The 13,098-nt window shown below is 71.1% G+C and carries 8 protein-coding genes; all 8 read right to left on the minus strand.

Annotated features, from left to right (window positions below; all coding sequences use genetic code 11):
- Position 1 precedes the first annotated feature (1 nt).
- From OG828_RS08020 to OG828_RS08055, 8 genes are read right to left on the minus strand one after another with little or no spacing between them, the layout of a single operon-like run.
- Positions 2-1,540 (minus strand): right-handed parallel beta-helix repeat-containing protein, encoded by a 1,539-nt coding sequence (locus tag OG828_RS08020; RefSeq protein WP_328500633.1) that lies wholly within the window; start codon positions 1,538-1,540, stop codon positions 2-4.
- 8 nt (positions 1,541-1,548) lie between these two features.
- The gene (locus OG828_RS08025) at positions 1,549-3,492 is read right to left on the minus strand and encodes a heparinase II/III family protein (protein ID WP_328500634.1); all 1,944 of its coding nucleotides are present in this window, start codon (positions 3,490-3,492) and stop codon (positions 1,549-1,551) included.
- Positions 3,489-5,660, minus strand: a complete 2,172-nt coding sequence (locus tag OG828_RS08030; protein WP_328500635.1) for a bi-domain-containing oxidoreductase — start codon at positions 5,658-5,660, stop codon at positions 3,489-3,491. Before OG828_RS08030 ends, OG828_RS08025 begins: the two co-directional genes overlap by 4 nt.
- Positions 5,661-7,613, minus strand: coding sequence for an asparagine synthase (glutamine-hydrolyzing) (gene asnB / locus OG828_RS08035; RefSeq protein WP_328437301.1), 1,953 nt, complete (start codon positions 7,611-7,613; stop codon positions 5,661-5,663).
- Between the two features lie 3 nt (positions 7,614-7,616).
- Positions 7,617-9,137, minus strand: a complete 1,521-nt coding sequence (locus tag OG828_RS08040; protein WP_328437302.1) for a Wzz/FepE/Etk N-terminal domain-containing protein — start codon at positions 9,135-9,137, stop codon at positions 7,617-7,619.
- Positions 9,134-10,504 carry a Wzz/FepE/Etk N-terminal domain-containing protein gene (locus OG828_RS08045; protein WP_328500636.1) on the minus strand — a complete coding sequence of 457 codons (1,371 nt, stop codon included), beginning with the start codon at positions 10,502-10,504 and terminating at the stop codon, positions 9,134-9,136. The genes OG828_RS08040 and OG828_RS08045 overlap by 4 nt, the downstream gene beginning before the upstream one ends.
- Positions 10,501-11,781: a glycosyltransferase family 4 protein gene (locus OG828_RS08050; RefSeq protein ID WP_328500637.1), complete on the minus strand. Its 1,281-nt coding sequence runs from the start codon at positions 11,779-11,781 to the stop codon at positions 10,501-10,503. Before OG828_RS08050 ends, OG828_RS08045 begins: the two co-directional genes overlap by 4 nt.
- On the minus strand, positions 11,771-13,087 hold the full coding sequence (locus OG828_RS08055) for a nucleotide sugar dehydrogenase (protein ID WP_328351653.1): 1,317 nt from the start codon (positions 13,085-13,087) through the stop codon (positions 11,771-11,773). The genes OG828_RS08050 and OG828_RS08055 overlap by 11 nt, the downstream gene beginning before the upstream one ends.
- Positions 13,088-13,098: the final 11 nt, after the last annotated feature.

Raw genomic sequence — 13,098 nt, forward strand, 5'->3', positions numbered from 1 at the left:
CTCAACCACCGGCCCGTGAGTCGAGGGTGCTCCCCGCGTCCTGCCGGTAGCTCTTCCCCTGCCACTGCGCGAAGTCGATCAGCCGGCTCTGGTCCTGGACGACGAACTTCCACGGTCCGAGGTAGACGTTGTCGTGCCAGCGGTTGTCCTGCTTGTGAGTGATCGCCTGAGCCACCTTCTCGCCCTGGTACGGCGACCAGTCCGGATAGGTGCCGTAGTTGGACAGCACCGCCATGCGGTCGCACTTCACCGTGCACTTGACGACGGACGTGTCCAGCACGAAGCGGTTGTCGTGGATGTCCACCCGCTGGGTCTTCCACCGGCAGTCGGCGTAGAGCGGTGGTTTGGCGATCGCCGGCTTCGCGCAGCGGTCGGTCTTCTTCACCAGCAAGGTGCAGTCACCGGACGAGGTGTTGGCCGGGCTGTTGCAGAACCGGTCGGCGTTCTCCCACAGGGTGATCCCGTTCCAGTTGTTCTCCAGCACGTTCCGGTACATCTCGATCTTGTCCGTGCGGGCTCGGATCCGTGGTTCGCCGCCGGACTCGGACAGGTAGACGGTCGCGAACGGGAAGTTGTCTTCGCCGGCGGTGTACTTGCGGCCCTCGACCCAGTTGTTGCGCCGGATCGTGTTGTTCCGGATGACCGCGTTGTAGCTGGTCTCGTACATCAGCGCGGCGCCGTCGTTGGCCTCGATCACGTTGTTCTCGATGCGGAAGTCGTTGTTGTTGGTGTCCGCCCACAACCCTGTGCCACGGTTGTCGTGCACCCAATTGCCGCGGATATCCGCGCCGTTGACGGCCCAGAACTTGATGCCTCCGGTGCAGCCGCAGCCGTCCCGCCGCCGCTCCCAGTCGTCGGTGTTGTTGCCCACGATCTCGTTGCCCTCGACCACCAGGCCGGTGATACGGCCCCCGCCCTTGTACGCGTTCATGCCGTACTGGCCGTTGTCGCGCAGACAGTTGGCGCGGACCTGCTGGCGGGCACCGGCCATCAGCCCGGCACCGGAGTTGTTCTGGATCGTCGCGTGCTCGATCACCCACCCGTCGGCCGAGTCATGGTTGACCACGCCCTGGTCGTGCGGCGCGACGAAACCCTGCACGGTCAGGTGGCGGATCGTGACGTCGGGGGCATCGCCGCCGAACGCGTACTGGTTCTTCTTCCCGCCGTCCAGCACCGCGCCCGGCGCACCGAGGTAGCGGTTCCCCTTCTTGGGGATCACCTGGGAATAGCGGTCCGGGTCGAGCCGGTGCTTGCCCGGCCGCAGCCAGAACGTGGTGTTCGGGGGGCTGCTCTTGGTCTTCGCCGCCAGGTCACCGACCACCGACGGGTCGACGGTCACCGCGCCCGCCGGTGCCTTCGCCGGCCCGGCGGCGGGCTTGGCGCACACCCGGGCCACGTCCGGGGACGGCACACCGGACGTGGACGGCGCGTCGGCAGGCTTCGCCGAGTCGTCCGGCGTGCTCGTACAGCCGGTCGCCGCCAGCAGGGCCAGCGCCGACGATGCCGCCGCCGACGCCCAGTGCCGCCTTCTGAAACCCACGTGCCCCCCTAGCCCCGGAACCTGAGCACGGTCGTGAAACCCTCCGCGCCGTCGGCGAAGCCGGTGCCGACCAGCGTGGTGGCGGGTTCCTTGCGCCCGAATCCCGCGGAGTACCAGCCCAGCGGCGGATCGGTCTCGCCGCGGTGCGCCTGCCAGGACAGCTGCCCGGGCAGGTCGAGCACCGCGGAGCGCTCCTCGCCGTCCCGGGTCCAGGTGAGCACGGCCTGGTTCCCCAGCAGGTCCGCGGCGATCGCCGGGCCGAGGTGGAACGCGAGGCGTACCTTCCGGCCCGAGCCGCGCACCTCGTCGACCACCGTCAATTCCTGGGTCTCGGCGGTCAGTTCCACCCTTCGGCGGTGCACGGAGCCCTCGTAGCCGTCGTGTTCGGCACACCAGCGGGCCACGCCGTCGCCGGAGGTGTCGGCGGTCAGGACACGGGTCTCGGCATGCCGGGTCCACAGGAACGGGCCGCCGGAGACGGACTGGTCACCGCCGTCCAGTTGCAGGGTGTTGTGGCCGAGGGTCGAACGGAAGTACTGCCGCCATTCCGGTTGCCCGTGGTAGCAGTACGTCCCCGGGTCGGCGAGCACGTCGACCCCGTCGTGCCGGACCTCCACGGACAGCGCGTCCGCGTGAGCGTGCGCGGCGATGGACAGGAAGCCGTGCGGGCCGCCGTCACAGCGGCACCAGATCTCCTCCGGACCGCGCAGGATGGTGAGCCCCGCGTCGGCGAAGTGGGCCGGTCGGCTCACCGGGCGGCTCACGGACCGTTCAGTGGGCTTGATGAGCGCGGCCAGCAGCGGGGTGCGCACATCGGTGCCGGTCACGGACGGCCACCAGTCGAGCCGTCCGAACACGGCGTCCCCGGTGGACAGCAGTGAGGCCCAGCGGTCGGTGCCCGCGCCGTCCACGACCAGACCGTGCCCGTCGTCCGCGTCCCCCTGGCGCGGCGGCCGCAGCCGGTTGTCCACGACGGCCGCGAGCGCGTCAGTCATCCGCAGCAGTACGAGGCGTACGGTCGCGGGGACCGGGACGCCCGCGGCATCCGCCTCGGCCACCGCGGCCAGGCCCAACTCCAGTACGAGTCCGTGGTATTCGGTGGCCAGCTCGCGGTTGAGGCCGGAGACGTAGGTGTTGCCGCGCAGGTGCCGCTCCAGCGAGCGCAGCGCCCCCGCCCGCCACCGCTCCGACGAGGGGAACCAGTTGAAGGCGCAGGACGCGGCGAACTGGCCGGCGGCCTCGGCGATGACGTGGTTGTTCGCGGAAGAGCCCCGGCTGGGGAAGGCGGCCAGCCAGCGCTGGTGGTGCCAGATCTGGTTCAGCGCCACCGGGTTGTCCTCGAACAGGTCGGCCGCGCCCGGCCAGCCGTCGAGCAGCCGGCGGACCCACACCCAGGACAGCAGCCGGATGCCCAGCTCGATGCCGCTGATCCAGTGCACGCCGCGCAGCGGTGGGTTGGCCGTCCACCACGACCGCAGGTGCTGGGCGACCCGCTCGGCGTACCGCTCGTTCCCGGTGACCGCGTAGGCGGCGGCGAGTTGGGTGAGGTACTGGTGCCGGGACAGCTCCCAGATCTGCTTGATGTCCCCGACCGCGTCCTCGTTCCGGTACGGCACGTCGAAGGCGTAACCCCACGGAGCCCGGCGCCCGGTCTTCGGATCGCGCCACCAGTCCGGGTCGTCCAGGTCGTCGCGGACCACCCCGAAGTACTCGGCGTGCCCGTACATCAGCCGGTCCGCCTCGGCGATGAGCCGTTTCGCGGCATCCGGTGGCACCGCGGCGATCGTCCCCTCGGGCAGGACCGCGGTGAACCGGGCGCCGGTCACGCTCGGGCAGTCGGGCCGCGCTGACCGCCACCGCCGCCTGCGCACCGCGTCGCCCGCCCGGCCCGCGACCTCCTGCGGCCCCATCCGGGAAAGGCGCCGCAGGTACCAGCCCGCACTCATGCTCATCGCGGCCCCGCCAGCGTCACCGGCGCACCGCCCGCGAGGCCCGCCTGCACGGCGAGGGTGGCCGCCGTGGTGGCGACCAGTGACTGAAGCGGCACCGGCATCGGCCCGCCGGTCCGCACGGCCTTGATGAACGCCGCCAGTTCGGCGTTCTGGCCCTTGTCCCGGGCCTTGGGCAGCCGCGAACTGACCCACTTCTTGCGGCCGTACACCGTGGCACGGACGAAGTCGTCGAGGCGCAGCGCCTTCCCGTCCGCGACGAGGTCGAGGGTTTCCTTGGGCAGGCCGGCCGGTCCGGTGGTGACGTAGCTGATGGTGGCGGTGGACCCGTCCGGGTAGCGGAGTACGACCTGGAGATCCTCGTTGCCGGTCGGGGCGACCGCGTACACCGAGACCGGATCGGCGTCGAGCAGCCAGCTCGCCGTGTCGATGAAGTGTCCGCCCTCGCCGGCGAACCGCGAGCCCTCGCTGCCCTGTTGGAGGTACCAGCTGCCGTGCTGCAGCCGGCCCGCGTTGACGAGGTAGCGGAGGTTCGCCGGACCGGTCCGGGCGCCGAACCGCTCTCTGGCCTCCTGCAGCAGCGGCGCGAACCGGCGGTTGAAGCCCACCTGCAGCCGGTCGTTGCCGGACTCCTCCACCGCCGCGAGTACGCCGGCCAGCTCGTCCTCGCTGAGGGCCAGGGGCTTCTCCACGAAGACGGTCTTGCCGGCCAGCAGCGCCTTCCGGGTCAGTTCGGCGTGCGAGCTGTGCCGGGTGACGACGAACACCGCGTCGATGGACTTGTCGCCGAGTACGGCGTCGAGGTCGGTGGTCGCCTCGGCGAAGCCGAACTTCCGTTGCGCGTTGGCCCCGGACAGCGCCGTCGTGGTGACGACGGTCGACAAATCGACGCCGTCGCGCTGCGCGAGGTGCGGAAGCAGCATCGACGTCGCGTAGTTGCCCGCGCCGACGAACGCGAGCCGCACCGGCGTCTTGGCGGCCCGGGCCGGACTCCGCTTGACGTTCACCGTGGGCACGGCCACCGCCGGAGCCTCGGCTTCCACCGCCTGGTCGGGGTACCGGAACAGCACGGCGACGGCCTTCAACTCGCCGTCCTTCAGGCGCTGGTACGTCTCTACGGCGTCATCGAAATCGGCGACGTGGGAGATCAGAGGCTCCACGTCGACGCGGCCGCGGGCGACGAGGTCGAGGAAGCACGCCAGGTTGCGGCGCTCGGTCCAGCGCACGTAGCCGATCGGGTAGTCCCGGCCCTCCAGCTCGTACTCCGGGTCGTAGCGACCGGGGCCGTAGCTGCGGGAGAACCGGACGTCGAGCTCCTTCTCGTAGTACGCGTTCCACGGCAGGTCCAGACGGCACTTGCCGATGTCGACGACCCGGCCGCGGTCCCGGCAGAGCCGGGCGGCCAGCTCCACGGGCTGATTGCTGCCGCCGCCGGCGGCCAGGTACACCTGGTCCACGCCGTGGCCGTCGGTGAGCTCGGCGACAGCGGCTTCCACGGCGGCCGACGCGGGGTCGCCGCAGGCCGCGGCACCCAGACGCTCGGCCAGCTCGCAGCGCACCGGGTCGGGGTCGGCGCCGACGACGCGGACTCCCGAGGCGGCGAGGAGCTGCACCACCAGCTGTCCGATCAGCCCGAGGCCGATGACCAGGGCCACTTCACCGAGCTGTGACTCGCCCTGGCGGACGCCCTGCATCGCGATCGACCCGACGGTGCCGAAGGCCGCGTGCCGCGGCGCGAGTCCGTCCGGCACCGGGGCGTAGAGGTTCTTCGGCACCCAGTTCAGCTCGGCGTGCAGCGCGTGCTCGTTGCCGGCGCAGGCCACGAGGTCGCCGACCTTCACGTCGTCGATGCCGGCGCCGACCTGCTCGACCACCCCGCACAGCGAGTAGCCCAGCGGCGTGTAGGAGTCCAGCTTGCCCATCACCTTGCGGTAGGTGGCGGGCACCCCGTTGGTGGCCACGCTCTGCATGACCTTGGCCACCTGGTCGGGCCGGGAGCGGGCCTTGCCCACCATCGACATGCCGGCCTCGGACACCTTCATGAGCTCGGTCCCGGTGGAGATCAGCGAGAAGGCGCTCCGGACCAGCACACCGCCCGGCTTGCACCCCGGCACCGGCACGTCGAGCAGCGCCAGCTCGCCGCTCTTGTAGTTCTGCACAACCTGCTTCACTCAAACTCCCCTTGTCCCTACGCCGTCGAGCGGTGGCTGTGAACCGGCCCCGGAGGTCGCGCCGCGATACCAGTACTCGAGGGTCAGCACATGCCACAGATGCTTGGAGAAGTCCCGCTGCCCGGCGGCGTCCTCGGCGACCATCCGCGCCAGCGCGTCGCGCCGCAGGAACCCGGAGTTGACGAGCACGCCGTCGTTCACCACCTCGCGCACCAGCGGTGCCAGATCCCGGCTCATCCAGGCCCTCAGCGGGGCGCTGAACAGGCCCTTGGGCCGGTACACGATCTCCCGGGGCAGGATCGAGGTGGCCGCCTCCTTGAGAACGGCCTTGCCCTGCCGTCCGACGATCTTGCGGTCGCCGGGCACGGCGAACGCCGCCTTGACCACCTCGACGTCCACGTACGGCACCCGCACCTCGGTCGAGGCGGCCATGCTGGAGCGGTCCGTGTAGGCGAGGTTCAGGCCCGGCAGGAACATCCGGGCATCGCCCAGGCACATGCGGTTGACGAAGTCGTCGAGGTCGTTGTCCTGGTAGATGTCCGCATGCTCGGTCAGCACGTCCTCGACCGTCCCGGCCAGGTCCGGGTTGACCAGAGCGAGCAGCTCGTCCTGGTCGTACATGGTGTAGCTGCGCCGGAACGCGGTCTCCTCCGGCAAGTCGGCGAAGGACAGGAACCGCTTCGCGAAGCGCACCGACCGGTACCCTCGGCGGGCCGTCGCGACCGGCAGCCGGTCCACGGCCGCGGACAGTCCGCGCCGCAGGGGCCGCGGGACGCGCTGGTAGCGCAGCGCCAGCAGGTTGGCCAGGTGCTTGCGGTACCCGGCGAACAGCTCGTCGGCACCCATCCCCGAGAGCATCACCTTGACCCCGGCCTCCCGGGCGGCCGAGCAGATCAGGAACGTGTTGATCGCGGCGGGATCGCCGATCGGCTCGTCCAAGTGGTGCGTCATCCGCGGCAGCAGGTCGAGCACGTCCGGGGCGATCTCGATCTCGTGCAGGTCGACGCCGAACCGCTCGGCCACCTGACGCGCGTAGCGAAGGTCGTCCGGCATCGCCTCGAACTTGGCGTCCTCGGCGCGGAACCCGATCGTGTAGGCGGAGATCCCGGGCCGGTCGCGGGCCGCAAGGGCGGTCAGGTAACTGGAGTCGAGACCGCCGGAGAGGAAGGTCGCCACGGGTACGTCGGAGAGCAGGTGGCGCCGGGTCGACTCCTCGACGATGGCAGCGATGTCCGGCCGCTCGCCGGCCTGCGCCCGCTCCCTGCCCTCGGCGGCGACGTCCTTCAGGTTCCAGAACCGGCCGCGCTCCACCCGGCCGTCGGGCCGGAACCTCATCCAGCTCCCCGGCGGCAGCTTCTCCGCCTCGCGGAACGCGCAGCGTGAGTCCGGCACCCAGTAGTACAGCAGCGAGGCCACCAGCGCCGCGTCGTCCACCTCCAGGGAACCGCCGGTCGCGGTGGCGAGCGCCTTGAGCTCGGAGGCGAACACCAGGCCCCCGCCGCGCCGGAGCAGGAACAGCGGCTTGATGCCCAACTGGTCGCGGACCAGCACCAGTTCACCGGTGCGCTCGTCGAAGATCCCGAACGCGAACATGCCGCGCAGCCTTGGCAGGCAGTCCGTGCCCCAGTGCCGCCAGGCCTCCAGGAGCACCTCGGTGTCGGAGGTGCCGCGGAAGCGCACCCCGGCGGCGGCCAGTTCGGCACGCAGCTCGGGCGCGTTGTACAGCTCGCCGTTGTAGGTCAGGGCGAGGCCGCCCGAGACCATCGGCTGGGCGCCGGTCCCGGACAGGTCGATGATGGCCAGCCGGCGGTGTCCGAGCTGTACTTCACCGTCACCGACGGGGTGGCCGTACCGGCCAGCCCCGTCCGGGCCGCGATGGGCGAGGGTGTCGGTGAGCCGGTCGGTCACGGCCTTCCCGTCCGGCCATCGGTAAGTGCCTGCGATGCCACACATGTCCTACCGCGCTTCCTGGTCGTTGTCCGGGCCCTTTGCGGCCCACACCGGCAGCCGCTCCGTCCGGCCCGTGCCGTTCTGCCGGGCCGGTGTCTCGCCGCGGCCGCGCAGCGCGGTGTGCGGCCCGTCCCACAGCGTGCCGTCGGTCCGGTCACGCGGATCGGGATCGATCAGCACCACGCCGATCACCGGGATGCGCTGGTCCGCGAGCTGCCGCGCCACGGTGTGCAGCCATGCGGCGCTGCCGTGCCCGGCACGTACGACCAGCACGGTCCGGGTACCGAGGTACCGGAGGTCGGTCCACGCGGTGCCGGGCGCCACCGAGCCGACGCCGATCCGGAGTTCCTGATGCGGCACGGCCGCGGCACGCTCGCCGCTGACCACGGTGGGGTCTCCCGGTTTCTGGCGGCGCTTCTCGAGCTGCGGGCCGGGCAGACCGTCGATGATGACGGCCGGCCCCTCCGCCGCCAGGGCCCGGCCGAGGTTCAGGGCGATCACGCTCGTGCTGCGCGCACAGCCCAGTTCCAGCAGCGACACCGGTTCCGTTTCCGCGGAGCCGCGCACGGTGCGGGCCAGGTGCGCGGTGAGCCGTTCGCGTGTCACCCGGGTCCGCCGACGCTGCCACAGCCTGCCCGACCGGCGGGGCAGCTCGGCGATGACCGAGGCGCCCAGGTTCGCCGCGATGTCCCGGCGCAGCACGGGGCGGTCGGCCACGACCGTGCGGACCGCGGCAAGGGCGAGCCCGAGGGCGAGCCCGACGACCAGGCCGATCGCGGCGTTGGTGACAACGGCCTTGGGCAGGGAATGCCGCACCGTGCGTGGGCCGTCCACGATCTGCGTGCGGGCGATGAGCTGGGGTGTGCCGATGCGCGCCTCCTCGGCACGCTCGTCGTAGTCGCCGATCTGCGAGGTGAGCTTGGCCCGGCGGTCGAAGAGCGACTCGAGGTCCGCCGACGCCGACGGATCGCCTTCCTGAGGCTGGTTTCCGATTTCCTCGTTGACCTTGGCGAGCTCGTCCCGCAAGCGGTCGCGCCGGTCGAGCAGGGCCTCGGCCTCGGCGTTCGCGGCTTCCCGTATCCGCGTCAGATGGTCCGCGATGAACGCGTCGGCCAGCGCCTTGGCCCGGGCCCTCGCCTGAGCGTCGCTGTCACCCGTCACGTTGATCTGCAACAGGTTGTTGGTCAAGCCGGTACCACGGTAGTCCCGCATGAAGTCGACCGGGCGTTCCGGGGACTCGAGGGACTTGAGGGCCTGGCCGGCGACCCGCGTGGTCTGCAGCAGCTCGACGTCGGTGCGGATCAGCGTTCCGGGGTCGTTCGGCTGATCGTCCTGATGCGCGACCAGCACCGTGGTCACCGCGGTCGGCGACGCCGGCAGCAGGACCGCCACGGCCGCGCCGAGCAGCAGCCCCAGCAGCGCCATGGAGCACCAGAGGCGGCGGCGCCTGCGCACCGCCACCACCAGCGCCTGCAGGTCGAACAGCGGAGCGGTTGCCGACGACTCGGACGTTGTGCTCGTCATCACTGCGAACCTCCCGGCGCGGGGCCGCGAACCGCGAACGCCAGCGTGGCGTCATCCGGCGTCCGGCCGGCAGACGGCGTCGGACGGGCCTCGACCGTGCCGGCGACGACGGTGCCGGCGACGACGAAGCCGACGACCTGATGCCTGCCGTCCGTACACGCCTCGGCTATGCCGGTGAGCTCCGCCGCGGTCCAACTGCCCGCGCTGAGCACCACCAGGGCCCCGGACTCTCTGGCGCGGTCCGGCACCAACGGCTGGGACACCGACACCTCCACCACCCGAAGCAGCGGATCGCTCCCGGCCTCGGTGACGAGTTGCCCGGCGGCCCGGCGGGCGATCTCGTCGCCGTCCGGTACGACCACCAGCAACCGCCGGGGGGCCGGCAGCCTTTCCCGGAGGCGAGCGCACACCCGCCGGTAGCGGGTCCGCCTGCTGGCCTCGTCGCCGGATCTCCGCGGGGTCGGAACGTCCCACCGGGTGTCGACGCCCAGCAGCCGGCGGATCAAGGCCCGCGGGCTACGGTCTTCCGGCCGGTCCGGGGACCGTTCACCAGGCACGTCGACGGTGCCCAGCAGCGCCGAGCCCAGCGCGGCGGCGATCTCCGGTTCGGTGCGCAGTCGGCGGCTCGCCCGTGCGGCGGCGAGATGGCCGATGACCGCGAGCAGGAAGAACAGCAGCGCCCCGGCGACCATCAGCTGCGTCCTCGTCGGCGGGGCCTCACCGGTCGGCCGGACCGCCGGCCCCATGACGACCAGGCTGGCCTTGGCGGCCGCCGGGTCGGCCTCGGCCAGCTTGGTCATGGCCTCCTCCAGCGAGGTGCGCAGCTGCTCGAGCTGGGTGCGGGCCTGCACGCTCTCCACGGTCTGCCCCGGATCGGTCGCGTTGGCCAGCTCGGTGATGCGGCGGTTGGTCTGCTCCACCTGCTTCCGCAGCGCCTCGGGCCCCGCCGCGGTGCTGTCGCCCGCGATCCGCGCGACGAATGCGACGAACTGCTTGGCCACCTCGTCCGAGAGCCGCTGTGCGCGCTCCGGAGTGTCGGCCGTACCCGAGATCTTGACGATGTTCCCGTCGCCGGCCTTGGCGCTCACTCGTTCTCGCAGCTCCCTGCCGCTGACGCCACTCCAGTCGAGCTTGGCGGCCGCGCGGTCGACCACCGCCGAACTGGTCGCGATCTCTGTCTGCGTCAGCAGCTCGCGCTCCTCCCACGCCCCCGGCAGCAGCACCGATGCCGACGTCGTGTATTTCGGCGGAATCAGCAAGGAGGTGCCGTAGCCGACGAGCGCGCCCACCACGGCGAGGACGGCGAGAAGCCGCCAGCGCCGTCGGAAGATCCGCCCGACTGTGACCAGGCGAACTGTGTCATCGCTCATCGGCGCGGCCTCCTCCCTGTCCGGACCGGGTTGCCCGCCGACACCGGAGCGTGGTCACGGCAGGCAGCGGCGTAGGCGGCGAGCAGCGACGCCTGCGAGTTCCGCCAGGAGAGCGGCCCGCTGATCCGCTCCTGGCCGATCTCGCCCATCCGGGCCCGCTTCTCCGGGTCGTCCAGGAGCAGCGTGATGAGCTTGGCGAACTCGGCCTCGTCGTTGGCGGACGCGTAGACGGCGGCGTCATCGGCGGAGACGCGCGCCTCCTTCAGGTCGAAGGAGACGATCGGCCGGCCCATCGCCATGTACTCCAGGACCTTGTTCATGGTCGACACGTCGTTGAGCGGATTGCGCGGGTCGGGAGACAGGCACACGTCCGCGGTGGAGAGGTAGCGCACCAGGTCGGCGTCCGGTATGCGCCCGGTGAACTGCACCTGTTCGGAGAGTCCGAGCTGCCGGGACAGCTCCACCATCGCGTCGAAGGCGTCGCCGGAGCCGACGAACACCGCGTGCCAGTCGGTCCGCCCGAACTCGTCACGTAGCTTCGCCAGGGCCCGCAGGGCGTAGTCGACGCCGTCCTGAGGGCCCATGACGCCGAGGTAGCAGAGCAGATGAGGCTTGCCGCGCTTCAACTCCGGCTCGGGCGGCACCGGTTGGAACCGCTCGATCGCGGGCGCGCTGCGCACCACGAACACGTCGTCAGGACGCCGGCCGCCGCGGCGTATCGCGACGTCCCGGTAGCTCTCGTTGGTGGCGAGGACGATGTCCGCGGCTCGGTAGGTCCGCCGTTCCAGCGCGCACACGGCGCGGTAGAGCAGGTCTTCGCCGCGGTCGAACCGGGAGAGGTACAGCTCGGGTACCAGGTCGTGCTGGTCGAAGACGAACCGCGCGCCGCGCCGCTTCAGCCACAGTGCGGGCAGGAACAGCAGGTCCGGCGGGTTGCAGGCGTGGACGACGTCGACCGGGCCGACCTTGCGGGCCAGCCGGGCCGTGTGCCAGAGCGCCGTTCCGTACTCCTTGAGGTAGCCGGCCGGTCCTCCGGTGGCCGCGCGCAACGGGTAGCGATGGATCCGCACCCCGTCGATCACGGCCTCCGGCTCCGTGTCCCGCTTCTCGCCGCGGGGACAGATGACGTGCACTTCCCAGCCCGCGTCGCGCAGCGTCGTGCACTCCTGCCACACCCGCCGGTCGAACGGCACCGACAGGTTCTCCACCAGAATCAACGCGCGTCGCTTCGACCCGTCGCCGCGGGCTGTGTCATCGAACGATGTGTTACCAAGCAAGGCCCACGTACCCCGGTTCGGCCCGCCGCGCTTCGGCGTCGGGAAGGTGGATGAGGTCGACGATCACCGGGCCGTCGCCATGGGGCAGCGCCGACAGCACCGCCGTATCCCTGGTTCCGACCAGGCACACCTCGGCGTGCTCGAGCACCTCGTCGACGGAGTCCGCGAGCAGCTGCGCGAGGTGCGGCAGCCGGGTCTCGATGTACTCGCGGTTCGCGCCCATCAGCCGGGAGAGGCTCACGTTGGCGTCGTAGATCTTGAGGTCGTACCCCTTGCCGAAGAGTCTCTCCGCCAGCTCGACGAGCGGGCTCTCGCGGAGGTCGTCGGTGCCGGGTTTGAAGGACAGCCCGAACAGGCCCACCCGGCGCTTGCCGGTGCGCTCGACCAACTCCACCGCGCGCTGCAGATGTGCGGAGTTGGAGGGCAGTACGTGGGCGAGGATGGGCACCGAGATGTCGGCCCGCTGCGCGGCGTGGACCAGGCTGCGCAGGTCCTTGGGCAGGCAGGAGCCGCCGAAGGCGAAGCCGGGCCGCAGGTAGGCGGGGCTGATGTTCAGCTTGCGGTCGGCCAGGAAGACGTCCATCACCTGGTGCGAGTCCACTCCGAGCGCCTGGCACACCGCGCCCAGCTCGTTCGCGAAGCCGATCTTGAGGCCGTGGAAGGCGTTGTCCGCGTACTTGATCGCCTCGGCGGTCGGGACCGGCACCCGGAACACCTCGCCGGGCAAGCCGTCGTACAGGGCCAGCACCGCGTCGCCGCTGGCCGGGTCGAGTTCGCCGATGACGGTCTTGGGCGGGTCGAAGAAGTCCTTCACGCTCGTGCCCTCACGCAGGAACTCCGGGTTGACCGCGACCCCGATGTCCACCCCGGCCGTGCCGCCGACGTACTTCTCCAGGATCGGCACCAGCAGGTTCAGGCAGGTGCCGGGGAGCATGGTGCTGCGGAACACGACGGTGTGCCGCCCGCCCCGCTCGGCCAGCGCGGCACCGATCTCCTCGGTGACCCGCTCCAAGTACGTCGTGCACAGGCTGCCGTTGGGCTCCGAAGGCGTGCCCACGCAGACCAGCGACACCTCGCTGCCCATGATCGCCTCGCGGACGTCGTCGGTGGCTCTTAAGGCACCGGTCCGCACGACCTCGGCGATGAGCTCGCCGATCCGCTCCTCGACCACCGGGGCCTTGCCGTCGTTGACCAGGTCGACCTTCACCTGGTTCACGTCCACGCCGATGACCTCGTGACCCATGCTGGCCAGGCACGCGGCCGACACACAGCCCACGTAGCCGAGCCCGAAAACGCTGACCTTCATGATTCGTCCTT

This window comes from Streptomyces sp. NBC_00457, from assembly GCF_036014015.1.
Classification (GTDB): Bacteria; Actinomycetota; Actinomycetes; order Streptomycetales; family Streptomycetaceae; genus Streptomyces.

Coding starts and splice junctions, on each gene's coding strand:
- OG828_RS08025 (WP_328500634.1), bottom strand. CDS start 3,492: ATGAGCATGAGTGCGGGCTGGTACCTGCGGCGCCTTTCCCGGATGGGG.
- asnB (WP_328437301.1), bottom strand. CDS start 7,613: ATGTGTGGCATCGCAGGCACTTACCGATGGCCGGACGGGAAGGCCGTG.
- OG828_RS08045 (WP_328500636.1), bottom strand. CDS start 10,504: ATGAGCGATGACACAGTTCGCCTGGTCACAGTCGGGCGGATCTTCCGA.
- OG828_RS08055 (WP_328351653.1), bottom strand. CDS start 13,087: ATGAAGGTCAGCGTTTTCGGGCTCGGCTACGTGGGCTGTGTGTCGGCC.